Genomic DNA, 24,335 nt, shown 5'->3' with positions numbered 1-24,335 from the left:
TGCGCCGAGAGCGGGGACGATCATGATGGTGGCTGCGGGATGTCGATCGCGCAAGGTCGAGACGGCCGGACTGCCGCAGCGGTCGTCGAGACGAAAAACGCCGGGTGAATGCCCGGCGTCTCCTATCCGATCACGGGGATCAGGCGGCGGCCTCATTGGCCGATCCGTCGATGCAGCGGCGACTGTCGCCTCGGATCTCGATCTTGCGCGGTTTCATGGCCTCGGGGATCTCGCGTCGCAGGTCGATGTGCAGCAACCCGTTTTCGAGCCGCGCATCCACCACCTTGACGTAGTCGGCAAGCTGGAACTTGCGCTCGAAGCTGCGGTTGGCGATGCCGCGATAGAGGAAGCGGCGGGCACCGTCCTCTTCATCGGGTCGTCCGCCGGATACGGTGAGGATGTTCTCCCGGACCTCCAGGCTCAAGTCCTTCTGGGAGAAGCCGGCGACCGCCATGGTGATGCGGTAGTCGTTCTCACCGCTGGCCTCGATGTTGTAGGGAGGATAACCGCCCGACTCGGACCGAGAGGCGTTTTCGAGCGCCGAGGTCATGCGGTCGAAGCCGATCATGGAACGGAAGAGTGGGGAAAAATCAATGTTATTCAATAGCATATCCTCATGAGAGCAATATGTGAATCAGGCGTTCTCAACGAACCGCGTTGTCTTCAAGCCTCGAATGAGCGCTTGTGTTATGTAAAGTAAAAATGCGAGCGTGGAATGTCAAGCGCTACCCGCTATCGGCGGCGCGCCAGCGTTCGAGTTGGGCGAGATCCGCCTGCGTGTTGATGTTCAGGAAGCGCTCGGGCTGGTCGCTGAAGTCGGCGACGGCCAGTTGGTGGCGGTTCTGCCAGACACCCACCTTACGTTCCGTTCCGTCGAGAAAGCTGCGCAGATCCGCGTCGAGCGACGCTCGGATCAATGCATGCAGTGACTGGCGCCGATGTCCGTCGCTGGCGATGGCAAGATCCGCGTTCTCGGCCGCGAGCGATGCGCCAAGTCGGGCGCGCAGATCCGTTGGCGCGAGCGGGGCGTCGCAGGGCAGGGTGAGGATCCAGTCGGTGCGTGCGGCCAGCATGGCGGCGAGACATCCGGCCAGCGGTCCCTGGAATCCGCTCTGGAGATCGCCGATGACCGGGTAGCCATAGCGCGCGTAGTGCTGGAGGTTGCGATTGGCGCTGATCAAGATCGAGTCGACCTGAGGTGCCAGTGCCTCGATGGCCCATTCGATCAAGGGGCGTTCGGCGAGCCGGATCAGTCCCTTGTCCAGACCCTCCATGCGGCGCGCTCGACCGCCTGCGAGGATGACGCCGGTGGTCGAGGCTTTGTCTGGGCTCAAGGCGCGGGTCCCTATTCGAGAATCACGCGATGATTGGCCGCCTGGATCGGGCGGTTGTTCGGGTGTCCCATCACGCGGGCGAATTTGTGGATCTGGTCGGCCGAGGCCGTGACCGGTTCCTTCATCACCAGCCAGGCGACACCCTCGGTGCAGGGCGGGGTGGTGAGCGAGCCGGTGAAGCGGTAATAGTCGCGGTTTTTGGGCAGCAGGTCCTCGGCGGATACCAAATGATCCAGATGTACCTTGGTTTCGGGCTGTTCCGGCATGTGTGACCAGGCCTCGGTCAGGGCGGGATTCTCCGCGCCTTCCTGGATCATGACCGCGATGACTGCGATCTTGCCATGCGCGTCGACGTGAACCAGGTGGGCCTCCATCGGGAACGCCTTGCCTCGGACGTGGTTTTCGCTAGGTGTATGGAAATGGTACTGCTTGAGCGCGTATTCGTGGCCGTTGAGGCTGATGTTGCTGCCCTTGGCGTAATCGATCTGGATGCTATGGCCGTTGTTCTCCTCCTCCTCGCCGCCAGGCTGGTAGTGGAAGCCGATCGGCGGTAGCTGGGCGTCGATGAATTCGGTCAGGTCGACCGGTGACTGGTTCTTGCCGTTGCCGCAGACGCTGAAGGTCCGGTCGAGTTCGCCCCAGTGATCCGGCCCCTCGGCCCCCGAATAGCCCCAGTGACCGTGTGCGGCGAATGCGGTGCAGCTCGCGGTCAGCAGGGCAAAGAGTGCGATTCTCGTATCTTTCATCTGTCTCTTCCTCGTCGAGGCCTGTCGGTCGTGCGGTCAGCGTGGTTGGCCGCTTGCTTCATAACCGATCGGTTTTTGTTTCGGTTGGATCCGATCTCTCGCCATCCGTCGCAATGATAGTCCGAGGCCGGCGGGTTAAGGAACAGGGCTCAGGATGGGCGTTCAGCGCTTCGCGTCGGGCGGGCGTTTCCTGCGGATTCCGCCGACCATGGCCTGGGCCTCGGTCGGATCCTCGGGCCACTGATGTTTGGGATAGCGGCCGCGCAGTTCCTTGCGCACCTCGGCGTAGCCTCTGGCCCAGAATCCGGCGAGGTCCTGAGTGACCTGAATGGGGCGTCGCGCGGGCGACAGCAGATGCAGCAGGACCGGCACGCGGCCGTTGCACAGGCGCGGCGTGTCCTCCAGTCCGAACAGCTCCTGGAGCGGCACCGCGAGCACCGGCACTTCGCCGCTGACATAGTCGAGCGGTCGCTGGTTGCCGGCCGGCGTGGTCAGTGTTCTGGGTGCCTCGCGATCCAGCCGTTGACGCTGCTCCCAGCTCAATTGGGATAGCAGGATTTCGGACAGGTCGAGACGTTGGATCTCGGTCAGTCTCGATCGTCCGACGATCCAGGGCGCGAGCCATTCATCCAATCGTTCGAGCAGCCCTTCGAGGGAGAGATCCGGCCAGTCCCCGTTTTGATCGATCTGGCGCATGAGGCCGACACGGGCCTGGATCTGGCGGGCCGAGTCGGTCCAGGCGAAGGCGCGCTCGGGCTGCTCGCGAATGCGTTCGAGTAGGAGTCGAACGGTCGCCTCCCCGTCGTTCAGCGCCAGCGGTCGCGAGGCCAGCTGGATGGCACCCAGTTGCTCGGTCTCGCGGGCGACGACCGCGTCCCGTGTGCTGTCCCAGAAGATCTCTTGCGTGCGGTCGATGCGTGAGTCGAACAGCGTGCGCAATTCGGACGCATCGATCGGCAAGGCCAGCTGGATCCGTCCGTCCCGACCGCGCGCGTCGAGTGCGGCGACGACCAGATAGGGATGGACGGCGAGCGCGTCGTCGCGGGGCAGCACGGCACCGCCGCCCGAGGCCAGCAGGTAGCGGTCGTCCGATCCTTCTCGGCGCTGGGCGATGCGGTCGGGATAGGCGAGCGCCAGCAGCGCGCCGGGAGAACGGATGCCGGACGGCTCGGACAGATTCGGCGAGGCGTCCTTGATCAGCCCCAGCAGTTGACGCGAGACCCGTTCGATGGCGCCGAGTCGGTTCGCATCCATCCCGGAGATGCGGACCTTCGCGCGACCTTGTTGAAGCGCGCGCAGCCGAAGGTCCAGGTCGCTTTGGCGTCCCTGGTCTGGACGGTATGTCATGGGATCGCGCTCGGTCAGTAGCGCGCAAAGATCGGCCGCTGTCTGGCGGGCCTGCGGCGCGGCGCCGAGCAGCATGGCCGCGAGTCGCGGATGCAGGGGGAGCGGCGCCATGGCGCGGCCGAGCCGGGTCAGAGCGTCCCGCGCATCCAGTATCCCGAGATCTTTCAGCAGCGCGACGGCCTGCTCCCACGCTGAAGCTGGAGGCGGATCGAGCCAGGCGAGGGCGTTGGGATCCTTGACGCCCCACAGAGCCAGCTCGACGACCAATGGAGCCAGGTCCGATTGCAGGATCTCTGGAGTACGATGTGCGGGTCTGCCGTGTTCCTGAGCACGGGTCCAGAGTCGATAACAGATGCCGGGGGCGACGCGTCCGGCACGCCCGGCTCGCTGGTCGGCTGAAGCGATGGGGACAGGCTCGGTGACGAGTCGTTCGAGTCCGGAGCCTGGATCGAAGCGCGGCTTGCGGGTGAGCCCGCTGTCGACAACGACTCTGACTCCTTGGATCGTGACACTGGTTTCGGCAATGTCGGTGGCGACGATCACCCGGCGCGTGTCCGGTGTGCTTGGGAGCAGGGCCAGGTCCTGAGCCTGTGTGGGCAGACTTCCGTGCAGCGGGAGGATCGATGTCGTGGAGTCCACCGCGTCCTTGAGTTGCTCGACGCAGCGGTCGATCTCGCGCGCGCCGGGGAGGAAGACCAGGATGTCGCCGTCTTCGGTGCGCAGGGCGTGGCGAATACCGGCGAGGACGGCCGCCACCGGGTCTGGATCCGGTTGGCGATCGGCATAGCGGATCTCGACCGGAAAGCTGCGTCCCTCGCCGCGCAGAGTCGGTGCACCTCCGAGCAGCCGTGCAACGGGTTCGGCGTCCAGCGTGGCCGACATCACCAGGAGTTTCAGGTCTGGACGCAGGTTGGTCGCGGCGTCCAGCGCCAGCGTCAATCCCAGGTCCGATGTCAGGTTGCGCTCGTGGAATTCGTCGAAGATGAGCAGGCCCACGCCCTCAAGTGCGGGATCCGACTGGATACGCCGGGTCAGGATGCCCTCGGTGACCACCTCGATCCGAGTGCGTGGCCCGATCCGTCGGTCGAAGCGGACCTGATAGCCGACACGTTCGCCGAGCGGCTCGCCCAGTACGGATGCCATGCGTGCGGCGGTCATGCGCGCGGCTGGCCGGCGCGGTTCCAGCATGAGGATGCGCTGTCCGCCAAGCCAGTTAGACCCCATCAGCCGTAGCGGAACACCGGTCGATTTGCCCGATCCGGTGGGCGCTTGGAGCAGGGCGTGACCTCGGCTCAGCGCCTCGTCCAGTGCGGGCAACACCGCATCGATGGGGAGTGCGAGCTTGGTCGATTCTGAATTCATGGGAGGCATCTGGGGCTGTCGTCAATCGGATGGGGTCGTACGGATACATATGATCGAGCGGGGCGGGATGGCACCGTATGTTTCGTTAGGTGCCGACCGAAAAGCAAGCCTGGATAAGCCGTCTATACTTGGTTTCAGGTCAATCAACCGGATCCGACCCTATCATGGCACGCCTTCCTCGCTTCGTCCTTCCCGGCTATCCGCAGCACGTTATTCAGCGTGGCAACAACCGTCAGCAAATCCTGTACGAAGAGGATGATTACTGGTTCATCTGGGATAAGATGAACGTGGCTGCGCAGAAATTCGAGTGCGATATCCACGCCTATGTGCTGATGCCGAATCACTTCCATGTGCTGCTCACGCCCCATGTCGAGAACGGTATCGGCAAGCTGATGCAATATGTCGGGCGGTATTACGTTCAGTATTTCAACAATCGCTATGATCGTACGGGAACCCTCTGGGAAGGACGCTATCGCGCGACGCTCGTCGATCCCAAGGGCTATCTGCAGGCGATTTCGCATTATGTCGAGGCCAATCCGGTACGTGCCGGTCTGGTCGAGCATCCATCCGACTATGGCTGGTCGAGCTATGCCGCCAACGCCACTGGCGCGGACGATGATCTGGTGACGCCTCACCATGAATACGAGCGGCTCGGTCGTAGCGCCAAGGCACGCCGCGAACAGTATGCCAAGGCTGCGGAAACGCCAGCCTCGGAGACCTTGCTCAAGGAGGTCCGCGACGCGACCAACAAGGCATGGGTGCTGGGTACGCCCGCCTTTTGCTCCGAGATCGAGGGCGTTCTCAACCGTCGCGCTCAGCCGCGTCCGCGTGGCGGAGACCGCCGCTCCGAGGCTTACCGCCGTCAGGCTGGACGGCTGTGAGATGAAGGCGGAACTTCAATCGCCCTCGGTGCATGCGCCACAAGAGGGCGATGAGTTTTATATTGCCGAGGGGTGTTACATCCTGGAGTCCTGGAATCGCGATCAGGATCCGGATGTTTCGATTGCGCGTGCGCGGGTCGAGCCAGGTGTGACGACCCGTTTGCACCGGCTGGAGGGCATCGTCGAGCGCTATCTGATGCTTTCTGGGCAAGGACGCGTCGAGGTCGAGGGCTTGGAGCCGCGTCTGGTCGGTCCGGGCGATCTGGTCGCCATCCCCGCCGGGGCCGGGCAGCGAATCGCCAATCTTGGCGAAACCGATCTGGTTTTCTACGCTATTTGCACGCCGCGTTTTGTGCCAAGCGCCTATCAGGACATCGATCCCGAACCATTCCCCGAGGCCGCACCGGTTCGATAGGCGTATCGTCACCCGTGTCTGTCATACTCCGAGCCCTGGTCAGCGTCGACCTGGGACGACTACGAGAATCCGGATCCATGTCGAATCCAAACGCTCCGTCGGGCGCGTCGCTTGACGCCATCTCCAGGGTCTTCGAGTGTTACGACACGCCGCTGTGGCTGGTGACCGCATGCGACGGCGAGCGTCGTGGCGGACTGGTCGCGACCTCGGTGACGCGAGCCTCCATTGTCGATAGCCTGCCGCGCATGCTGATCTGCATCGCCAGACAGCACTATACCTGGGCGCTGATCGAGTCCAGACGTCGTTGCGCCCTGCATCTGCTCCAAGTGTCGGACCTTGCGGCGATCTGGCGCTTTGGTCTGCCGAGCGGGCATGAGGTGGACAAGTATGCCGATCTGGATCCGGCAACGACGCCCGACGCCAATCCGCTCTATGGCGATGCCGTTGCCTGGTTGGATGGAAGGGTGGAATTCAGCGCCGATATCGGTGACCGTAGCCTCTACTTGCTTGAAATCGTCGACGGCAGCGTGCTGCGGGATGCGCCTGCCCTGACCCTGAACCGACTGCTCAAGGACGCGCCCCCTGAGCGTCGAGACGAACTTCAACGACTCTATGCGCGTGATCAGGCCATCGATGCCGCCGCGATCCAGCGCTGGCGCGCCACCTCGCGCGTCGACTGATTCCCGCGTTATTTCGCCCGGGCTACCCGGGCGCTCGCGCTCCCAGATCCATTCTCAACCGCGTTCCTCAAGGGGAGACACCTCAATGCACCTGCCCGACCACAAGACCAAGATCGTGGCTACGATCGGACCCGCCTCGGATTCCCCAGAGATGCTGGTCCAGCTGATCCAGGCCGGGATGAATATCGCCCGACTGAACCTCTCGCACGGCGATCCCGACTACCACGCCGAGGTCGTCACACGCATTCGCCAAGCCGCTAAAACGGCCGGGCGGCGCGTCACCATCATGGGCGATCTGCCCGGACCCAAGATGCGTATCGGCGATCTCGCGTCCGAGCCCATCGAGCTCCAGCGTGACGACCTGCTGACGCTCACCACGGACGAGATCCTGGGCGACAAGGAGCGGATCGGCGTCAGCTTTCCCGATCTGCCGAATGCGGTGAAACCGAACGATCGGCTCTACCTCAACGACGGATTCATCCTGCTGCGCGTGGAGTCGGTCCAGGGATCGGACATCTTCTGCCGCGTGCGGGTCGGCGGCGAGCTGACTTCGCGCAAGGGGGTCAACCTCCCCGGAATCGACCTGGGGATCAGCGCCTTTACGCCCGAGGACCGCGAGTGGTTGAAATTCGCCGCCGAGCATCGTCTCGACGCGGTCAGCCAGTCGTTCGTTGCGACCGCCGCCGACATCCTGGCGGTGCGCAGTGCAGCCGAAGAGATGGGGTATGCACCCTTCATCATCGCCAAGATCGAGCGGGCCGGGGCGCTCGACAATCTGACCGAGATCCTGCGTGTTGCCGACGGCATCATGGTGGCGCGCGGCGATCTGGGCGTGGAGATCCCGATCGAGCGCATCGCTGTTGTACAGAAACAGATCACTGATCTGGCCAACCATTTCGGCAAACCTGTGATCACCGCAACCCAGATGCTGGAGTCCATGGTCACCTATCGCCGCCCAACCCGCGCCGAGGCTACGGATGTAGCCAACGCGATCCTCGGCGGGACCGATTGCGTCATGCTCTCCGCCGAATCCGCCGTCGGGCGCTATCCGGTTGAATCGGTCGCCATGCTCGCCAGCATCGCCACCCACGTTGAACCGGAGCGCAGCAAGCAGCCCTTCGTGCGCACCATGGACAGCTTCGACGGCAGCGACCGCATGAGCGCCGTCGATCTCATCGCCTCCAGCGTCTACCACACCATCGACAACAGCGAACCGCGCTGCGTCCTGGTGCCCACCCGCTCCGGCAGCACTCCGCGCAACGTCGCCCGTTTCCGTCCACCGGTCTGGATCATCGCCTTCAGCCCCAGCGCAGCCACCTGCCAGTCGCTGCAATTTTCCTATGGCATCGAGGCGATCCAGGTCGACGCCGACCGCTCCGACTGGTCCGGATTCCTGCTTCAATGGCTCCGCGAGCGTGGCGTCGATTCCGGACTCGCGCTCCTTACCCAGGGACCCACAGCGGAGAACCCCAGCGGCAACTACCGCATGGAGATCCTCGAACTCGGCCGTGAGTCGAGCGACGCCGGTCGCTGATAGACCATTCGGACCGCCACCAAGCCTAGGGCGTGTCATCAATTCCTTGAGCGTGCCATGATTCTCGTCCATCACGATCGCAACATTGAGGAGAGCCCAGATCGCACAACGCCGCCATGCCCTGCGCGATGACCAATGGGAGCGCATCAAAGATCTGTTGCCAGGCCGCCCTGGCCAAGTTGGCGTTACCGCCCGCGATAATCGCTTGTTTGTCGAGGCGGTTATTTACCGCTATCGCACGGGCATCCCGTGGCGCGATCTGCCGGCACGGTTTGGTGATTTTCGCGTCGTGCACACCCGTTTCTCGCGCTGGGCACGGCGTGGTGTCTGGCAGCACGTGTTCGAGATTCTGGGCGCAGATGCAGACAACGAATACGCCATGCTCGACAGCACCATCGTGCGCGCTCATCAACACAGTGCAGGAGCTCCCAAAAAAAAGGAGAGCAAGCCATCGGGCGCAGCAAAGGCGGATTGAGCACGAAGATTCATGCTCGAACCGATGCCTTAGGTAATCCGACGGGTTTTTATCTAACGGGAGGACAGGCCTCGGATTTGGTCGGTGCCGATCACTTGCTGGTCGATCTGGAGGTCGAAGCACTGCTCGCGGACAAGGCCTATGATGCGGATGAGCGGGTGCTTGATGTGTTGGAAGCGTGCGGGGCGATAGCGGTGATTCCACCTAAGCGCAACCGCCTGGTCCAACGCGCTTACGACAAGGAATTGTATAAAGCGCGCCATCTGATTGAAAACTTTTTCTCGAAGATCAAGCAGTTCAGAGCGATTGCCACCCGATATGACAAGTTGTCTCGCAACTTTCTCGCCGGTGTGCACTTGGCCTCAGCATGCGTCCTGCTTAATTGATGACAGGCCCTAGACGCGTCGTTCAGTCGACGCGTATCCGGACTTTCAGTCCGTTACTCAAACCCACCGGCTTTTAGCCGGTGGTTGTTTAGTTTCCTGCTCGCGTTGCCGTGTCTCGCATTGATGGACCGAAGTCCGTAAAGTGCGCGGCTCGATTCCATCGACTCAGCCCTGGTGCCCTGACCATGACCGAGCAGAAGCCGCGCGACCCGGATGGCTTTCACCAACATCTTCACGATATTCAGGATCTGCTGGCGCGTCAGCAGTTGGTCGAGAGTCTGGAGCATCGCCAGAACATGCCGCATCGGGCGCTGGTCGAGACCATCACCCATAAGCAGAATCTGGCGCGTTTGAGTCGCAAGCTCGAACGTCTGCATCCGGCCGACATTGCCCGCATCCTGGAGGCGCTGCCGCTCGCGGACCGCTGGTTCGTCTGGGATCTGGTGCGCGCGGACAAGGATGGCGAGATCCTTCTGGAGGTCTCGGACGCAGTGCGCGCCACGCTGCTTCGGACCATGGATCCGGACGAGCTCAAGGCCGTGGCCGAATCGCTCGATGCCGACGAACTGGCCGATCTGGCCCCGGACCTGCCGTCCGAGATCGTCCAGGACGTGTTCGACTCGCTGGACCAGAAGGAGCAGGAGCGGGTGCGCGCGGCCATGTCCTACCCGGAGGGTACGGTCGGCGCCCTGATGGACTTCGATATGGTGACGGTGCGCGAGGACGTCACGCTGGAGGTGGTGCTGCGTTATCTGCGTCGCTTCGAGGCGTTGCCGGATCACACCGACAAGCTCTTCGTCATCGATCGCGACGATCGGCTTCATGGTGTTCTGACGCTCGAATCGTTGCTCATCAACGCGCCGGAGACGCAGGTGGGGCAGGTCATGAAGTCCCGCTCGCTGGTGACCTTCGGACCAGATGACGATGCCAACGTCGCCGCCACTGCCTTCGAGCGTTACGACCTGGTCTCAGTGCCCGTGATCGACGACGATCGCCGCCTGATCGCGCGGGTTACCATCGCCGACATGGTCGATCAGATTCGTGAGGAATCCGAGGCGGAGATCTTCAGTCATGCCGGTTTGCGCGAGGAAGAGGACATCTTTGCCTCCGTCATCCAGTCGGTGAAGAACCGCTGGGCCTGGCTGGCGATCAATCTGGTGACGGCCTTTCTCGCCTCTCGGGTCATCGACCTCTTCCAGGACTCGATCGAGAAGTTGGTCGCCTTGGCTGCGCTCATGCCGATCGTCGCCGGGATCGGCGGTAATGCCGGCAATCAGGCGATCACCATGATCGTGCGCGCTCTGGCTATGGGTCAGGTCGAGCCGTCCGGGATGTGGCGTCTGTTGAGGAAGGAGGCCGGCGTTGCACTCATCAACGGTCTCGTCTGGGGCGGCGTGGTCGGGGCGCTGGCCTGGTGGCTCTATCGCGATCCCTCTCTCGGGTTGGTGATGACCGCTGCCATGACACTCAATCTGCTGCTGGCCGCGACAGCCGGGGTACTCATTCCGCTGATTCGTCAGCGTCTCGGGCGGGATCCGGCGCTTGGCAGTTCGGTGCTCATCACGGCGCTGACCGACTCGGGTGGGTTCTTCATCTTTCTTGGGCTGGCGACGCTCTTTCTGCTCTGAATGAGGCGCCAGTGACCAGCTGTTCGCTAACGTGCCGCAACCGTCCGGCGACGGTTGCGTGCGACGGCTGGTTCAGTCGACGATCTCGGCCTTCTCGATGATGACGTCCTCGACCGGGACGTCTTGGTGGCCGTGACGGTTGCCGGTCTTGACGGCTTTGATGGCGTCGACCGTCTCCATGCCCTCCACGACACGACCGAACACGCAGTAGCCCCAGCCGTCCTGGCCTGGGTAGTCCAGGAAGTCGTTGTTCGAGACGTTGATGAAGAACTGCGAGGAGGCCGAGTGCGGTGCCATGGTACGAGCCATGGCGATGGTGCCGGCTTCGTTCTTGAGTCCGTTCTTGGCCTCGTTCTCGATGGGGCTGCGGGTTGGCTTCTGGTTGAAGTCTGCGGTCATGCCGCCGCCCTGGATCATGAAGCCGGAGATGACGCGATGGAACAGGGTGCCGTCATAGTGGCCGTCGCGGACGTATTGTTCGAAGTTGGCGCAGGTCTTGGGGGCCTTTTCGGCGTCCAGTTCGATGAGAATGTCGCCGTGATTGGTGGTGAGTTTGATCATGGTGATGGCTCTGGGCTTGAGCGTCGACACGCCTTATCAACGTACCGTGTCCGCTCGTGGGTGATTGATGACCGACCATGGTAAGGATTTTGCCCGGCGGTGGAAAGGCGCGGAGCGGCTCGCCCAGGGCTTTGCTACCATGATGTATTCGATGTTCGCCTTCATTTCCAAGAATTCGTGCCCATGCTGCAGATCCACAACAGTTTGACCCGCCAGAAAGATGTCTTCACGCCGATCGAGCCCGGCAAGGTGCGCATGTACGTGTGCGGCATGACCGTCTACGACTACTGTCACCTGGGGCACGCGCGGGTGATGGTGGTGTTCGACGTCGTCTATCGCTACCTGCGTGCGCTTGGCTACGCGGTGACCTATGTCCGCAACATCACGGACATCGACGACAAGATCATCCGCCGCGCGGCCGAGAACGGCGAGACCTTCCAGGAGCTGACCGAGCGTTTCATCCAGGCCATGCGCGAGGATGGAGACGCGCTCGGTGTGTTGCCGCCGAGCCAGGAGCCGCGTGCGACCGGGCATATGTCCGAGATCCTGGCCATGGTCGAGACCCTGGTCGACAAGGGTATGGCCTATGTCGCCGACAATGGCGACGTCTACTATGCCGTTGGCCAGTTCACCGGGTACGGCAAGCTCTCGGGCAAGGATCCGCAGGATCTGCGCGCCGGTGCGCGGGTCGAGATCGGCGAGTCCAAGCGCGATCCGCTCGACTTCGCGCTTTGGAAATCGGCCAAGCCGGGCGAGCCGGCCTGGGAGTCGCCCTGGGGGATGGGGCGTCCTGGGTGGCATATCGAATGTTCCGCCATGAGCACCTGTTGCCTGGGCAACCATTTCGATATCCACGGTGGCGGGGCCGATTTGCAGTTCCCGCACCATGAAAACGAGATCGCCCAGTCCGAGGGCGCGACCGGCGAGCCATTCGTCAACGTCTGGATGCACAACGGTTTCGTGCGGGTCAACGAGGAGAAGATGTCCAAGTCGCTGGGCAATTTCTTCACCGTGCGCGAGATCCTGCAGCGCTATCAGGCCGAGGAGGTGCGTTATTTCATCCTCACCAGCCATTATCGCAGCCCGCTCAACTACGACGACGAGAATCTGCAGAACGCGCGCGGCGCACTGACCCGTCTCTACACGGCTCTGCGCGGGCTTCCTGAGGTCGAGCCGGCCTTTGGGGAGACCTATCGCGAGCGTTTCAGCGCCGCCATGGATGACGACTTCAATACGCCGGTCGCCTTGGCGGTGCTCTTCGATCTGGTGCGCGAGATCAATCGGGTGCGTCCGACCGACATGGCGCGCGCAGCGGCCTTGGGTGCCGAGCTGCGTCGATTGGGCGAGATGTTGGGGATCCTTCAGGGCGATGCCGAGGTCTATCTGCGTGGTGGCCCGAGTTCGACCGAGGATGATCTCAGCGACGCACGGATCGAGGCGTTGATCCAAGAACGGACCCAGGCGCGCGCCGATCGGGACTGGGCAGCGGCCGACCGCATCCGCAAGGAGCTCGCCGATGCCGGCGTCCAGCTCGACGACGGACCGCAGGGGACGACCTGGCGGCGTGCCTTGTGAGGGGGGCGGCGTGGCGCCATGACGCTCGAGTCAAGGGTCGCGCCGATGCGTTTTCATAGCGCCAATGGGTGATCTTCGATCCGACCGACGCATCAATTTCGGTGGCTCCGATGAATCCTAGGATGCACGATTCTCGCTACGATTCGGACGCGGTGACGAGCGACACCGATGGCGGCCTCGGTCTGTCCGATCCGGTCGATGGTCTCGACAACCGCCAGGATGCGCTCTGGATCGAGGTCATCCACAAGATGGACGAGACCTATGCCGATCTGGTGCGGTATCAGATCGAGCTGGAGGAGAAGAACAGCGCGCTCGAAACGGCCCATCAGTTCATTTCGAGCGTGCTGGCCTCCATGACCGACGTCCTCATCGTCTGCGATATCAACGGTCGTATCGAGGAGGTCAATCCGGCATTGGAAAGCCTGTCGGGTCAGCCGGAAACGGCCTTGATCGGGCGTCCCTTCCAGTCGCTTCTCACCACCGAGTGCCTGGATCTGGCCAGCGGTTTCGTCGAGAAGATTCGCGATCATGCGGTCTACGATTGCGAGCTGGTCCTGCGCGGTGAGCACGAAGAGGTTCCGCTGGCCGTCAATTGCACCTCCCGCTACGACCCTCGCGGTCGACTGGTGGGGATGGTGCTGATCGGCCGTCCGGTGGGCGAGCTGCAGCGCGCCTACAAGGCGCTGAACCAGGCCCACGACGAGCTCAAGCAGGCCCAGCAACAGTTGGTCAGCGCCGAAAAGATGGCCTCGCTGGGGCGTCTGGTCGCCGGTGTCGCGCACGAGCTCAACAATCCCATCAGCTTCGTCTATGGCAATGTCCACGTGCTCAGTCGCTATCGCGAACGGCTGCGCGCCTTTTGCGACGCAGTGGACGCCTCCGATCCGCCCGAGAGCCTCAAGGCGCTCAAGGAAGAGTTGCGCATCCAGCGCTTGCTCGACGATCTGGATCCTCTGGTCAAGGGAACACTCGAAGGTGCCGAGCGGGTGCGGGACGTGGTGCAGGATCTGCGATGCTTCTCCGGCGGTCAGCAGGGCGAGCACGCGCCCTTTGATCTGGTTCGCGTGGTTCAGACCGCAGTTCAGTGGGTCACCAAGGGCAAACGGTTCGGGGCGCGGCTCGATCTGGATCTGCCGGAGCGTCTCGATATTTGCGGCCATGCCGGACAGGTCCATCAGGTGGTGATGAATCTGGTGCAGAACGCGGTGGACGCGCTACAGCAGACGCGCGATCCCGAGATCGGGATCCGTCTCATCCGTTTCGAGCGCGAGGCCGTTGCGGAGGTCGGTATTTCTCGTCGCGACTGGGTGCGGCTCACCATCGAGGATAATGGTCCCGGTCTCTCGGAGGACGGTTTGCTCAAGGTGTTCGACCCCTTCTTCACCACCAAGCCGGTCGGGCAGGGCACGGGGCTGGGATTGTCCATCAGTTATGGCATCGTCACCGATCACGGTGGGCGTCTGGGCGTCGACAACCGTGCCGAGGGTGGTGCCCGCTTCACCATGGAGCTTCCGCTGTGAGCGCTCCACTCGGCGTGCTTTGGCTCCAGTCCGGCGGTTGCGGCGGCTGCACCATGTCGTTGCTCAACGCCGAGTCGCCCGAGCTGCCGGGGCTGCTCGACGCCGCTGGGCTGCGTCTCATCTGGCATCCCTCGCTGAGCGAGGCGAGCGGCGACGAGGTCGTGTCGTGCCTGGAGCGCCTGGAGCGGGGCGATGAGCCGCTCGATCTGCTGTGTGTCGAGGGCGCTCTGCTGCGCGGACCGAATGGCAGCGGGCGCTTTCATCTGCTATCCGGAACCGACCGCCCCATGATCGATTGGGTGCAATCCTTGGCAGCGCGCGCCCGCTGCGTGGTTGCCATGGGGACTTGTGCCGCTTACGGCGGGATCACCGCCGGCGCTGACAATCCCACGGATGCCTGTGGCTTGCAGTACGAGGGCGTGCATCCAGGCGGGCTGTTGGGCGCCGATTTCCGAGCCGTTGGCGGCCTGCCGGTGGTCAACATCGCCGGCTGCCCCATCCATCCCAACTGGGTCGGCGAGACCCTGGCCGCTCTGGCTCTGGGGGCGTTGGTCGAATCGGATCTGGACCCCTACCAGCGTCCACGTATGTTCTACGACCATCTGGTCCATCACGGCTGTCCCCGCAACGAGTTCTACGAGTACAAGGCCAGCGCGCTGGAGCACTCGGATCTGGGCTGTCTGATGGAGCATCTCGGTTGTCTCGGCACGCAGGCCCATGCCGACTGCAACACGCGGTTGTGGAATGGCCAGGGTTCCTGCACGCGGGGCGGCTACGCCTGCATCAACTGCACTGCGCCCGAATTCGAAGAGCCGGGTCACGGCTTCCAGCAGACCCCCTCGGTGGCGGGGATTCCGGTCGGGCTGCCGACGGACATGCCCAAGGCCTGGTTCGTCGCCCTGGCCTCGCTCTCAAAGGCGGCAACGCCGCAGCGGTTGCGGCTCAACGCGACGGCGGATCATCTGGTGGTTCCGCCGTCGGTTCGTCACACCCGGCAACGCTAGGGAGATGTGGATGCGCTGTGCGGGCGAACGCCTCGCGGGAGGCGACTGAGGCATGGCTCGACTGGTGGTCGGACCCTTTAACCGCGTCGAGGGCGATCTTGAGGTCCGGTTGGATGTCGTCGACGGACAGGTGCGCGAGGCCCATGTGGTCTCGCCGCTCTATCGTGGCTTCGAGCAGATCCTGCAGGGGAAGGATCCGCTCGACAGCCTGGTGATCGTGCCGAGGATCTGCGGGATCTGTTCGGTCTCCCAGTCGGTGGCCGCCGCGTCCGCGCTGGCCCAGGCGCAAGGACTCTCGATGCCGCCGAACGGCGAGCGGGCGGTGAATCTCATTCTGGCCTGCGAAAATCTCGCCGACCACCTCACCCATTTCTATCTCTTCTTCATGCCCGATCTTGCCCGCGAGATCTATGCGGACGAGCCCTGGTATCCGGCACTCGCCGAGCGTTTTCGCGCCGGCTCCGGGGTCGCCGCGCGGGAGTTCACCGCTGCGCGCGCCAGATTGCTGCATCTCATGGGCTTTCTTGCCGGGAAGTGGCCGCACAGCCTGAGTCTTCAGCCCGGTGGCTCCACGCGTGCCGTTCAGCCGCAGGAACGCGTGCGTCTGCTGATGATTCTGGGCGGATTCCGCCGTTTCCTCGAAGAACGGACCTACGGCGACCGGCTGGAGACGATCGCCGGTCTCTCCAGTCGGCGGGCGCTGCTGGAATGGCGCGATCAGGCGCCGTCGGGGACGGGCGATCTGCGTCAGTTTCTCGCGGTTGCGGATCGCTTGGGGCTCGATCGGCTGGGGCGGGCGACCGATCGCTTCATGAGTTTCGGCGGGTTTCCGCTCGGTGAGTCACGTCTGTTCCGCCGGGGTGTCTGGTCCGATGGGGTTCGGGATCTGGACGAGGGGACCATCGCAGAGGATCTGAGTCACAGCTGGATGCTCGGCGGGGCCGAGCCCCTGCATCCGAGCGCTGGGAGCACGCTGCCACTGATGGAGAAGGAGGGCGCCTACAGCTGGTGCAAGGCCCCACGGCTGAACGGGCAGGTCATCGAGGTTGGCGCGTTGGCGCGCCAGTTGATCGATGGCCAGCCGCTGGTACGCGAGCTGGTCGGCCATTCGGGCGGCAATGTCGCCAACCGGGTCATCGCCCGTCTGATCGAGTCGGCCCGATTGCTGATCGCCATGGAGGAGTGGGTGCGGCAGCTCTGTCCGGGCGAACCCTTCTGTGCGTCGGGCCCGCTTCCAGAGGAGACTCAGGGTGTCGGTCTGATCGAGGCGGCGCGCGGCAGTCTCGGCCATTGGCTGCGGGTGCGTAACGGTCGCATCCTCAACTATCAGATCGTCGCGCCGACCACCTGGAACTTCTCGCCTCGGGATCGCAATCAGGTTCCTGGCGCCTTGGAACAGGCGCTGGTGGGGGCGCCGGTCAGGCCGGGAGAGCGCACGCCGGTGTCGGTCCAGCACATCGTGCGCTCGTTCGATCCCTGCATGGTGTGCACGGTGCATTGACCGGCGCCCCGGTCGCGGGTCGCGAGGCTATCCGCCGTTGCGGCAGGCCTGAGCGCATTCCTGATAGCGATTGCTGCAGTAGCCGTAAAGGTTCTCGGCACAGGGCCACCCTGCGTAGCCGCATTCCTTGGTGTCGTAGGCGGAGGCGAGGCACCAGCGGTACTTCTTGAAGGAGGTGTCGTAGCCGGCCTGGCACTGGCTGTAGTCGTAACGGGCATCCTCGTTGCACTGCTCCTTGGTCACCCGGCAGTCCTCCACGCAGGCGATCTCGGCGAATTGTTGCGGCAGGGTCGCATCCAGCACCAGTGGCTTGGCGCAGCCGCCGAGCACGAGCGCGAAAAGGGTGGCGCCCAAGCCGATTCCAGTGCTCCGGATGGCCGGATTGGGACTTCCTAGACAAAGATTCAGTGGTCTCATCTGTATCGCTCCTGTCCTACCATCGGTCCTGTTCGGTCGGGTCTGCGCGGTGCGCTTCGGTGTCGTGTCGTCCGAACTGTAGCGGTAATTCCGCCTATTGTGCACGTTCGGGGATCCGTGAGCACACTGAGAACTCGGATGCATGTAAACTCCATAGCCGTTCGCTCCATAAGGCTAAGCGGAGAAAGCCTATGTTTCGATTGGTCGTCATCGCCGGTATATCCAGTTGGCTTGCGGGTTGCGCGCTCGTACCGCCGAATCATCTGGGAGGCATCAGTACTTCGATCTCCCCTGACGAGTACGGCAAGCGGCTGTGTCAGCATCTGGACCTGGAGGACTACTCGGCCTGCATGAGCGAGGTCCTAGAGTATTTCGAGCGTCCTCGCCCCAATGAAGAGCCTGGAGACCGCTCCACGGCAGGTCCGTTCGCGGTCATGATGGGCGGCGAGGTCTATATCGGCGATTATCGGACGACTCTGCTCAAGGCGCGCTTCGATGTCACCAATGGCCGAACCGACTGCCGCGGTCGCTACGATGCCTTCACGGTGTCGAACGATGCGCTCTTCGACGTCTATTGCAGCGACGGTCGCAGCGGCTGGGCCGACATCATCCTCGATCATGACGGGCGTAACGGGATCGGTCGGATCGGGCTCGACGATGGCACCACAGGCGATATCGTGTTCGGCTATACGGCGCTCGGCCAGGCCAAGCCCTATCCCTATCGGCCTTGATCACCCAGGCTCGATCGTCACTGCTTGGCGCGCAACTGCAGGGTCAGTTTCTCGAACTCGCGCTGCATCTGCAGGTTCGCGAAGGGTCTTAGCGCCGGAACCTGACGGTTCATGAGTCCTTCGAGCAGCTGCTGGCTGGATTTGACCAATCCGACCAGCTCGCCCGAGACGCGCACGGTCTCGTAGGTGTTCCAGGCCGTCGCGATGTCCTTTTCCAGCTCCAGGCGGGCCTGCTCGACCTGTCTGGCCTGGTCCTCCAGATAGCGACGATACATCTGGGCGGCCTCGATGGTGGCCCGCTGGGCCTCCAGGTTGGCGGTGAGCAGGTCGCGCTTGTCGGGCGAGGTGTGCATCAGCTCGCGTGTCTCGCCGGAGAGCGTTTGGGCCTGGCGGATGATCGAATCGATCTGGGGAAGATATTCCTCGGACACCGATTCTTCGACCTGGATGTGCATGCGTCGCAACGCCTTGAGCAGGACTACATAGAGCCCGTAGTAACGGCGCGCACTCTCCAGATCCTCGCCGCTTTCGGCAACCAGCTCCTCCAGCTCGGCGGTCATGGATTTGACGTTGTCGAACAGGATGCCGAGGTCGACCATGTTGTCGCCGACGACGGTGGTCAGCAGAAAGGCAACCTGTTCGTCGCCGAGTTCTAGTCCCTTGCCGCGCAGTTCCTCGGCGAAACGGTGCTTGAGATCCTCGATCTCGGCGTTCCTGGCGGCGATCTCCTGCTCGCGGGTCGCGATCAGCCGGTCGTAGTCGGTCACCGTCTTCTGGATTGCGGATTCGGTTGGCGCGGCGACGCGCTTCTGTCGGTACTCGGCGATTTCGGCGCGAAGTCGTTCGATTTCGCCCTGGATCGCCTGGATGCGGTCGCGATAGCGCAGTGCCGGTGACACCGAGAGAATCTCGACGGCCTCGTCCAGAAGCGCGTCGATTTCGGTTTGGTTCGAGCGCTGATCGGCACCGATCCAGGCGCTTTCGGGCAGCTGGGCCTGACGCTGCTCCAGTTCCAGCGCATCTTCGAGTCGTGGAACCGCCGCTTCCCAGACATGACCGAAATCGTCCTTTGGTCCGAGTATCCGGCGCGCGTCGTTGGCGGTCTGGTTCGCGAAATCCTTGGAACGGTTCCACCAATCGGTTGCGGTGTCCCGCGTCTGATTCCAGATGTCCGGCCCGGTCGAGGTCTCTGCTTGCAAGAGGGGCGAGGCGCCGATCGTCAGGGCGGCAAGCGCGAGGGCGACAGGATGCGTGAGTCGATTCATGGTCTGTCTTCGGTGGCTGTCATGCCGGTCGATGAGGAGGCCGTCGGTGGCGGCATCCTGGGCGCGTCGTCCCGCTGGGAGCGCGCGGCGAACGTCTATGGTACAGGGCGGGGCGGTCGGGTGGGTATGCCGCGCCGATGTCGCTCGCGTAGCTTGAGCGAATCCCAGTGAGCGAGGTTGGGGGCGTCGAGTTGAACTCGGCCAGGTTCGGTAATTGTCAAGGTAAAGTTGACTGTGTTGGGTGAGTGATCGTCGGGCCTTGATCATCGTTCGGTCCACCTGCCGTGATGCAACCTCGGCCGGCCAAGTAAGGCGCTGATTTTTTAGATAAAAATTGCTTTAGTTGAGTACTTGTCTCGGTCTTGGACGAAACGATGATCAAGGCCCATCGTCGCGAGGCGCTGATTTCATGTTGGTTTCGGTTCGGAGTGTTATGCATTCAGCCACTCGGTTTTTCCAGAGCCATACTCCTCGACTGAATCCTGTGATTGACCGCTCACTGTTTCGCATCTCCGTGTTTTATACTTTTTTCCAGTATCTGGGTTGACTGCTCCCAGCTCTTATGGCAATGCCTAGCTGCAAGGGTTGCGACAGGGACCGGCCTACGTTATTCGCGGCGATGATCGTTCGTTCGGTGACGGTCTGGGGTGAGCTGGATGATGGCTGGGCAAGCGGGCGATGGGCTGTGGTCCGGACCTCAGTACAGTACAAAACGAAATAGCCTCGCCTAGCTAATACAGCACGAGCCTCATGTCATGCTCGACCTTGAACGGCTGTCCATCGAGCATGAATCCGAGGACACAGAGCAGTTCGGCGCCGAAGCTGGCCTGCTTGATGATGAGATGCTGAAGGAGATCGAGCCCATAGCGAAAGAAGCTGAACTGAGGGCGCTCGAGTGTTTTTTTGGCGAATCGGTTGTTGCTCATGCGCCCAGACGCCGGCATGAACGGCCCACAGCGTGGCCAGCGTCAGCAGCGCGAACAGTCGCTCAAGGCGCTCGGGTTGGGTCGGATGGGTCTCTTCGAGGTGAAACCCGTGGGATTTCAAAGCGGCAAACAAAGTTTCGATGGTCCAGCGCTGGGCATACGCCTCCACGGCATGGCGGCTGAAGGATTCGCTGACGATGAGCAGCCATTCATTGGGCTTCAAGCGTTTGGCGCTGAGAAAAACCGCCTGCCCCCAGAGTCGGCGCGGCTGACGCAGCACCCGTGTGCTTCCGACTGCCAGCGTCTGGAACTCCCGCAGCAGTGGGTAGGAGCCCTTGATGGAGGTGAGGTTGGCGTTGGCCTTTAGGCGCACGCGAAACGGCAACCCCCGCTGCAAGAGATACGTTAGCCATTGGCGCCCGACGAACTCGCGATCGGCCAAGAGGAAGGCCACTGGTTTGAAGGAAAGGTGTCGAAGTAGCGATCCATCAGTGCGATGCGCTCGTGCATGTTGGAGTTGCCCGCCTTGGGCAACGCCTTCCAAAACAGCGGGATGGCCAAGCCACGATAGGCAACCCCGAGCACCAGCAGATTGATCTCGGCACGCCCGAGTTTCCAGTTGGTGTGATTGAGTGTCAGCACCCAGGGCGGTTCCTTGGGTAGTAGGTCGCCAACCGTACGTGCGATGTCGGCCTGATCGATCGTGAAGGCGCGCATGAAGTGCTGCAAGCGGATGTAGTTTGAGTTGGTCTTCGCGCGGTTCGAAAACACCGGCGCCAGGCGGGCTAGATTAACCGAACGCACCTGCAGCACAGCCAGGATGAAGCGGGCGAGAAAATCAAGACGAGAGCCATGCCATGCCAGTCCAGGTGAGTGGCGAGCAGGGTTTGGAGCAGTTTGACGGTACGGATTTCGGACATCGCGACATTGGGGACAGAATCTCAAGGCGACGTCATTATAATGAAGATCTTAATGTGAAATTCACTGTTCTGAGGGGGCGGTAATGGATAGAGGACTCTAGGATTCTATGCTTCGGCTTCATCGCTACCGATCGATTGCGAGTGCCATATCCTTTAGCTTCGCCAATCAGTTCGTCAGTAGCGGCACCAATTTTATGTTGACGATTTATCTGGTACGGGCACTAAGCGCTGATGAATTCGGGCGTTTCAGCGTCGGGTTTGCGGCCGTTCTTTTCTTTGGGGGTATTGGTAACGCACTTTTCCTGACGCAGATGGTTGTCAATACGCCAGACAAGGCACAAGACGACCGACTAGCCTATGCGGCGCGCGTCATGTTTTCCGTTGTTATATTCTGTGGCGTACTGCTCTTATCATTTTCAATAATTATTGTATTCTCGGATGAGTTCGGGTTGGATTGGGTTGCTCAGAAGCGAGCCTATCTGTTTGCGTGTGCAATCGCATCCGCCGCGTATCTCATCAATAACTTTTTCATTCGTCACGCCTATATCGTACGCTTGGAGAAACGGGCATTTGTGATGAATGTGGGTGTGGCTGTCGTCATCGCATCGCTGCTTGGCGTGAGCTTTCTGGCAAAGATCGAGCTTGACGCAGTACTGGGGCTCTGGATCTACGCTGTAGGCCAAATCATTGCCGTGCAGATCGGCGCGAAACAGGCGAATCTGCCACTGCGTGGCGTGCGCTTGAAACACCTATTCTCTGATTTGAGCGGCAGTTGGCAGGGTGGGCGCTGGGCCTTGGGGGGGGTGATCGTGACCTGGCTTCAAAGTCAGGCCTATCTCTATGTCACGGTCTTGTTTGCCGGCCCGGCAGGGGCAGGACAAGCCAATGCAGCCAGATTATCGATCATGCCGTTTATGTTCGGGGTTCCTGCAATCAACCAGATTCTCTTACCCCGACTCGCTGACATGCGTGTAACCAAACCGAAGAAGATGCGTCAAACGATACTGGTCTACACCATGATCCTCATCACGCTCGCGGCAGTCTACATGCTCCTGCTTTGGTCCTCTCGCGATTGGGTGATCCCCCTGGTCTTTGATCTAAAATATCCGAACCTTGAACCCCTGATCGCTATGTGGTTCCTGACGCTTTTTGCGCTCCTTGCACGCACCACCGCCTCGATCATGTTACAGGCACAAAAAGAGTTCAGATCGATCATGATACGCAATAGTGTCAGTGCGGCGGTCACGATTGTCGCGGCCGCGAGTCTCTGTTACCTCTACGGGATTCAGGGCGCACTGGCAGGTGCAGTGATCGGCGAGACGCTATTGGCGATTTTACTCTGGAGGAGACTACTCAGGCATGGAGAATGATGCACGGGTTGATATCTGTATCGCCACCTATCGCCGGCCAGAGCTTTTAGAGTTGCTCTTGCGGAGTCTTGTGGCGATGGATATGACGGGATTTCAGGTCAGGGTCATCGTCATCGACAACGATCACAGGGCATCCGCCGGGGTGGTCGTCGATCGATATCGAGTGACGAAAACCCCATTCAGTATTTTTTATGACGTCGAACCCATTCAAGGGATCTCATATGCGCGCAATCGGGCATTGCGGCATATCGATGCGGACTATGCAGCCTTCCTTGACGATGATGAAACCGTGTCGTCAGGCTGGCTCCAAAGTATGATGCACGCGCTGCATCATTATGGGGCTGATGTGGTCTTTGGGCCGGTCATTGGCCTACTTCCTGAAGGCGCACCAAAGTGGTCATCGAAACACCCCTCATTCAAGCGTCCAAGACATTCAAGTGGCGCGATTCTGGCAACAGGGGCAACTGGTAATGTCTTGTTTCGAGTTTTCGCTATTGGCCAGCCCCGTCAGCAATTCAACTCGGCGTATGCGCTTACAGGCGGGGAAGATACTGACTACTTCAGTCTGCTGCACCGATCAGGGGTTCGAATGATATGGTGCGATGAAGGCGAGGTCTTCGAGAGCATTTCTGAGGAACGACTCAACATCAAATGGATTTGCCGTCGAGGCTATCGCGGTGGGCAGCAATTCTACAAGCGGGTTGTTCAGTCTTACTCGGCACCTAACAAATTTTTATGGTTTTCGATCAAGATTGCACAAACCATCACAGCAAGTTTGTTCCTGCCGATTATTGCCATAGTGTCTTTTAGTCAAGCGGTTATCATTCTAACTCGCATCAGTGCATCCATGGGTCAGTTATCGATGAGCATTGGGATGAGTTGTTATCAAGAATACCGGCCTGATCGTTATCGAACGGGAAGTGAGTAAGTCTACTAATGCTTCAAACATTCTTTATTTTGTAGCTGATGTTACGCACCGATCATGTAGAAACAATCGCTTAGCGAATGAACACGAAATGTCAAATAGCTGATTTTGTAAGCTAAAGTCTCGTGGTGCCGCGTAACATCAGTTTGCAGTATAAAATCATGGCTCTTTGTGCCCGCTCAGACACTTACGGCACCCGGTTTTCGTCCCACGAAGCTGGCAACTCATGACTCCAAGACGCTCAATCAAGCACTTATCTCGCCGTACACGAAAAGCGCTAGAAGATATGGGTAAAACTATGCCCCAGAGGTTCGTCGACTCGGGTCTCCCAGCATCATCAGTATAATATTTTAAAACAATGGCTTAAGTGTTAAGTCCCCTAAGATTATATGCCCGCTTTTTGAATAGTTCGGGGCGCTTCTCAGCCCAATCCTTGAGGGCTTGAATCGGGGCGATGTGCCCGAGTGCTTTTTGCGGAATGTGCTGGTTGTAGACCTGGACGTAGCGGGTGATGGTTTGCTCGAGACTCTGTGAAGAATCGAAGCGTGTGGTGGCCAACACCTCGGCGATGCGCCCATTGAAACGCTCGACCATGCCATTGGTCTGTGGGGTTCTGGGTTTGGTCAGGCGATGCGCGATGAAATGCTGGGCGCAGACCTGATCGAAGCGATGCTGTCCCGTTGGCGAGCGCTCGCCCGTGGCGCAGAAACGGTCGGTGAACTCTTTGCCGTTATCGGTGAGGATCTTGGTGAGGGTGAATGGCGCCTTGGCGATCAGGCGCTCGAGAAAGCCACTGGCCGAGGCCGCCGACTTATCGTCGAGGATCTCGACA

At 61.4% G+C, this 24,335-nt stretch carries 24 protein-coding genes and 1 pseudogene; 14 read left to right on the top strand and 11 right to left on the bottom strand.

Annotated elements, in window-relative coordinates; all coding sequences use genetic code 11:
* Positions 1-139 precede the first annotated feature (139 nt).
* The 4 genes from THIDRDRAFT_RS14690 to hrpB all read right to left on the bottom strand — a co-directional run bounded on the left by THIDRDRAFT_RS14690 (position 140) and on the right by hrpB (position 4,789).
* A complete protein-coding gene (locus THIDRDRAFT_RS14690) occupies positions 140-604 on the bottom strand; it encodes an Hsp20 family protein (RefSeq protein WP_086009935.1) in 465 nt (154 codons plus the stop codon).
* 121 nt (positions 605-725) lie between these two features.
* On the bottom strand, positions 726-1,334 hold the full coding sequence (gene mobA, locus THIDRDRAFT_RS14685; RefSeq protein ID WP_040844975.1) for a molybdenum cofactor guanylyltransferase MobA: 609 nt from the start codon (positions 1,332-1,334) through the stop codon (positions 726-728).
* Between the two features lie 11 nt (positions 1,335-1,345).
* On the bottom strand, positions 1,346-2,080 hold the full coding sequence (locus THIDRDRAFT_RS14680) for a carbonic anhydrase (protein WP_007041651.1): 735 nt from the start codon (positions 2,078-2,080) through the stop codon (positions 1,346-1,348).
* A gap of 162 nt (positions 2,081-2,242) precedes the next feature.
* Positions 2,243-4,789, bottom strand: coding sequence for an ATP-dependent helicase HrpB (hrpB, locus tag THIDRDRAFT_RS14675; protein WP_007041650.1), 2,547 nt, complete (start codon positions 4,787-4,789; stop codon positions 2,243-2,245).
* A 164-nt stretch (positions 4,790-4,953) separates the two neighbouring features.
* On the opposite strand from hrpB, the gene THIDRDRAFT_RS14670 reads away from it, so the two are divergent.
* The 6 genes from THIDRDRAFT_RS14670 to mgtE all read left to right on the top strand — a co-directional run bounded on the left by THIDRDRAFT_RS14670 (position 4,954) and on the right by mgtE (position 10,788).
* Positions 4,954-5,670: a transposase gene (locus tag THIDRDRAFT_RS14670; protein WP_007041649.1), complete on the top strand. Its 717-nt coding sequence runs from the start codon at positions 4,954-4,956 to the stop codon at positions 5,668-5,670.
* 1 nt (position 5,671) lies between these two features.
* A complete protein-coding gene (locus THIDRDRAFT_RS14665; RefSeq protein ID WP_007041648.1) occupies positions 5,672-6,085 on the top strand; it encodes a cupin domain-containing protein in 414 nt (137 codons plus the stop codon).
* 77 nt (positions 6,086-6,162) lie between these two features.
* Positions 6,163-6,765, top strand: coding sequence for a flavin reductase family protein (locus THIDRDRAFT_RS14660; protein WP_007041647.1), 603 nt, complete (start codon positions 6,163-6,165; stop codon positions 6,763-6,765).
* Between the two features lie 85 nt (positions 6,766-6,850).
* Positions 6,851-8,299: a pyruvate kinase gene (pyk, locus tag THIDRDRAFT_RS14655; protein ID WP_007041646.1), complete on the top strand. Its 1,449-nt coding sequence runs from the start codon at positions 6,851-6,853 to the stop codon at positions 8,297-8,299.
* A 100-nt stretch (positions 8,300-8,399) separates the two neighbouring features.
* Positions 8,400-9,160 (top strand): IS5 family transposase gene (locus tag THIDRDRAFT_RS24695; RefSeq protein WP_425358445.1). Its coding sequence is split into 2 segments (ribosomal slippage): positions 8,400-8,742 and positions 8,742-9,160, totalling 762 coding nucleotides; the frame shifts between segments, so codons are not numbered across the junction.
* A 185-nt stretch (positions 9,161-9,345) separates the two neighbouring features.
* Positions 9,346-10,788: a magnesium transporter gene (gene mgtE, locus THIDRDRAFT_RS14640; RefSeq protein WP_007041644.1), complete on the top strand. Its 1,443-nt coding sequence runs from the start codon at positions 9,346-9,348 to the stop codon at positions 10,786-10,788.
* 72 nt (positions 10,789-10,860) lie between these two features.
* On the opposite strand, the gene THIDRDRAFT_RS14635 is transcribed toward mgtE, so the two are convergent.
* Entirely contained in the window at positions 10,861-11,349 is a 489-nt protein-coding gene (locus THIDRDRAFT_RS14635; RefSeq protein ID WP_007041643.1) for a peptidylprolyl isomerase, read from the bottom strand.
* A gap of 183 nt (positions 11,350-11,532) precedes the next feature.
* Here THIDRDRAFT_RS14635 and cysS point away from each other — a divergent pair, with 183 nt between their 5' ends.
* The 4 genes from cysS to THIDRDRAFT_RS14615 all read left to right on the top strand — a co-directional run bounded on the left by cysS (position 11,533) and on the right by THIDRDRAFT_RS14615 (position 16,949).
* A complete protein-coding gene (gene cysS / locus THIDRDRAFT_RS14630) occupies positions 11,533-12,924 on the top strand; it encodes a cysteine--tRNA ligase (RefSeq protein ID WP_007041642.1) in 1,392 nt (463 codons plus the stop codon).
* A 122-nt stretch (positions 12,925-13,046) separates the two neighbouring features.
* Complete coding sequence (locus THIDRDRAFT_RS14625; protein ID WP_139058749.1) at positions 13,047-14,444, top strand: sensor histidine kinase; 1,398 nt, start codon at positions 13,047-13,049, stop codon at positions 14,442-14,444.
* Positions 14,441-15,448, top strand: a complete 1,008-nt coding sequence (locus tag THIDRDRAFT_RS14620; RefSeq protein WP_007041640.1) for an NADH-quinone oxidoreductase subunit B family protein — start codon at positions 14,441-14,443, stop codon at positions 15,446-15,448. Before THIDRDRAFT_RS14625 ends, THIDRDRAFT_RS14620 begins: the two co-directional genes overlap by 4 nt.
* Before the next feature lie 52 nt (positions 15,449-15,500).
* Positions 15,501-16,949 (top strand): nickel-dependent hydrogenase large subunit, encoded by a 1,449-nt coding sequence (locus tag THIDRDRAFT_RS14615; RefSeq protein WP_007041639.1) that lies wholly within the window; start codon positions 15,501-15,503, stop codon positions 16,947-16,949.
* Between the two features lie 27 nt (positions 16,950-16,976).
* Here the strand turns inward: THIDRDRAFT_RS14615 and THIDRDRAFT_RS14610 are convergent, their stop codons facing one another.
* Positions 16,977-17,366 carry a hypothetical protein gene (locus tag THIDRDRAFT_RS14610; protein ID WP_007041638.1) on the bottom strand — a complete coding sequence of 130 codons (390 nt, stop codon included), beginning with the start codon at positions 17,364-17,366 and terminating at the stop codon, positions 16,977-16,979.
* Positions 17,367-17,557: 191 nt separating this feature from the next.
* Between THIDRDRAFT_RS14610 and THIDRDRAFT_RS14605 the strand changes: the two genes are divergently transcribed.
* Positions 17,558-18,097: a hypothetical protein gene (locus THIDRDRAFT_RS14605; RefSeq protein WP_007041637.1), complete on the top strand. Its 540-nt coding sequence runs from the start codon at positions 17,558-17,560 to the stop codon at positions 18,095-18,097.
* 17 nt (positions 18,098-18,114) lie between these two features.
* On the opposite strand, the gene THIDRDRAFT_RS14600 is transcribed toward THIDRDRAFT_RS14605, so the two are convergent.
* Entirely contained in the window at positions 18,115-19,362 is a 1,248-nt protein-coding gene (locus THIDRDRAFT_RS14600; RefSeq protein ID WP_007041636.1) for a hypothetical protein, read from the bottom strand.
* On the opposite strand from THIDRDRAFT_RS14600, the gene THIDRDRAFT_RS25650 reads away from it, so the two are divergent.
* On the top strand, positions 19,345-19,533 hold the full coding sequence (locus THIDRDRAFT_RS25650) for a hypothetical protein (protein WP_139058748.1): 189 nt from the start codon (positions 19,345-19,347) through the stop codon (positions 19,531-19,533). The genes THIDRDRAFT_RS14600 and THIDRDRAFT_RS25650 overlap by 18 nt on opposite strands.
* 560 nt (positions 19,534-20,093) lie before the next feature.
* Here the strand turns inward: THIDRDRAFT_RS25650 and THIDRDRAFT_RS26800 are convergent.
* From THIDRDRAFT_RS26800 to THIDRDRAFT_RS26790, 3 genes and pseudogenes are all read right to left on the bottom strand, one after another.
* Positions 20,094-20,288: a hypothetical protein gene (locus THIDRDRAFT_RS26800; RefSeq protein WP_050984732.1), complete on the bottom strand. Its 195-nt coding sequence runs from the start codon at positions 20,286-20,288 to the stop codon at positions 20,094-20,096.
* A gap of 88 nt (positions 20,289-20,376) precedes the next feature.
* Positions 20,377-20,742, bottom strand: a pseudogene (locus tag THIDRDRAFT_RS26795) (transposase); the annotation flags it as partial.
* Positions 20,694-21,005, bottom strand: coding sequence for a hypothetical protein (locus tag THIDRDRAFT_RS26790; RefSeq protein WP_159105418.1), 312 nt, complete (start codon positions 21,003-21,005; stop codon positions 20,694-20,696). The gene THIDRDRAFT_RS26790 and the pseudogene THIDRDRAFT_RS26795, both read right to left, overlap by 49 nt.
* 310 nt (positions 21,006-21,315) lie before the next feature.
* Here THIDRDRAFT_RS26790 and THIDRDRAFT_RS14590 point away from each other — a divergent pair, with 310 nt between their 5' ends.
* Positions 21,316-22,578 carry a lipopolysaccharide biosynthesis protein gene (locus THIDRDRAFT_RS14590; RefSeq protein WP_007041633.1) on the top strand — a complete coding sequence of 421 codons (1,263 nt, stop codon included), beginning with the start codon at positions 21,316-21,318 and terminating at the stop codon, positions 22,576-22,578.
* On the top strand, positions 22,568-23,506 hold the full coding sequence (locus tag THIDRDRAFT_RS14585; RefSeq protein ID WP_040844972.1) for a glycosyltransferase family 2 protein: 939 nt from the start codon (positions 22,568-22,570) through the stop codon (positions 23,504-23,506). Before THIDRDRAFT_RS14590 ends, THIDRDRAFT_RS14585 begins: the two co-directional genes overlap by 11 nt.
* Before the next feature lie 360 nt (positions 23,507-23,866).
* On the opposite strand, the gene THIDRDRAFT_RS14580 is transcribed toward THIDRDRAFT_RS14585, so the two are convergent.
* A partial coding sequence (locus tag THIDRDRAFT_RS14580) for an integrase core domain-containing protein (protein WP_007041631.1) occupies positions 23,867-24,335 on the bottom strand: 469 nt, incomplete at its 5' end.

The organism is Thiorhodococcus drewsii AZ1 (assembly GCF_000224065.1).
GTDB classification, from domain to species: Bacteria; Pseudomonadota; Gammaproteobacteria; order Chromatiales; family Chromatiaceae; genus Imhoffiella; species Imhoffiella drewsii.
Note: the sequence above shows the minus strand (reverse complement) of the source record. Positions and strands in the feature narration are given on the sequence as shown.

Excerpts from the sequence above, each read along its gene's own strand:
- THIDRDRAFT_RS14680 (WP_007041651.1), bottom strand. The coding sequence starts at position 2,080 with ATGAAAGATACGAGAATCGCACTCTTTGCCCTGCTGACCGCGAGCTGC.
- hrpB (WP_007041650.1), bottom strand. The coding sequence starts at position 4,789 with ATGAATTCAGAATCGACCAAGCTCGCACTCCCCATCGATGCGGTGTTG.
- THIDRDRAFT_RS14670 (WP_007041649.1), top strand. The coding sequence starts at position 4,954 with ATGGCACGCCTTCCTCGCTTCGTCCTTCCCGGCTATCCGCAGCACGTT.
- THIDRDRAFT_RS14665 (WP_007041648.1), top strand. The coding sequence starts at position 5,672 with ATGAAGGCGGAACTTCAATCGCCCTCGGTGCATGCGCCACAAGAGGGC.
- THIDRDRAFT_RS14660 (WP_007041647.1), top strand. The coding sequence starts at position 6,163 with ATGTCGAATCCAAACGCTCCGTCGGGCGCGTCGCTTGACGCCATCTCC.
- pyk (WP_007041646.1), top strand. The coding sequence starts at position 6,851 with ATGCACCTGCCCGACCACAAGACCAAGATCGTGGCTACGATCGGACCC.
- mgtE (WP_007041644.1), top strand. The coding sequence starts at position 9,346 with ATGACCGAGCAGAAGCCGCGCGACCCGGATGGCTTTCACCAACATCTT.
- THIDRDRAFT_RS14635 (WP_007041643.1), bottom strand. The coding sequence starts at position 11,349 with ATGATCAAACTCACCACCAATCACGGCGACATTCTCATCGAACTGGAC.
- cysS (WP_007041642.1), top strand. The coding sequence starts at position 11,533 with ATGCTGCAGATCCACAACAGTTTGACCCGCCAGAAAGATGTCTTCACG.
- THIDRDRAFT_RS14625 (WP_139058749.1), top strand. The coding sequence starts at position 13,047 with ATGCACGATTCTCGCTACGATTCGGACGCGGTGACGAGCGACACCGAT.
- THIDRDRAFT_RS14615 (WP_007041639.1), top strand. The coding sequence starts at position 15,501 with ATGGCTCGACTGGTGGTCGGACCCTTTAACCGCGTCGAGGGCGATCTT.
- THIDRDRAFT_RS14610 (WP_007041638.1), bottom strand. The coding sequence starts at position 17,366 with ATGAGACCACTGAATCTTTGTCTAGGAAGTCCCAATCCGGCCATCCGG.
- THIDRDRAFT_RS14605 (WP_007041637.1), top strand. The coding sequence starts at position 17,558 with ATGTTTCGATTGGTCGTCATCGCCGGTATATCCAGTTGGCTTGCGGGT.
- THIDRDRAFT_RS25650 (WP_139058748.1), top strand. The coding sequence starts at position 19,345 with ATGCGTGAGTCGATTCATGGTCTGTCTTCGGTGGCTGTCATGCCGGTC.
- THIDRDRAFT_RS14600 (WP_007041636.1), bottom strand. The coding sequence starts at position 19,362 with ATGAATCGACTCACGCATCCTGTCGCCCTCGCGCTTGCCGCCCTGACG.
- THIDRDRAFT_RS26800 (WP_050984732.1), bottom strand. The coding sequence starts at position 20,288 with ATGAGCAACAACCGATTCGCCAAAAAAACACTCGAGCGCCCTCAGTTC.
- THIDRDRAFT_RS26790 (WP_159105418.1), bottom strand. The coding sequence starts at position 21,005 with ATGCGCGCCTTCACGATCGATCAGGCCGACATCGCACGTACGGTTGGC.
- THIDRDRAFT_RS14590 (WP_007041633.1), top strand. The coding sequence starts at position 21,316 with ATGCTTCGGCTTCATCGCTACCGATCGATTGCGAGTGCCATATCCTTT.
- THIDRDRAFT_RS14585 (WP_040844972.1), top strand. The coding sequence starts at position 22,568 with ATGGAGAATGATGCACGGGTTGATATCTGTATCGCCACCTATCGCCGG.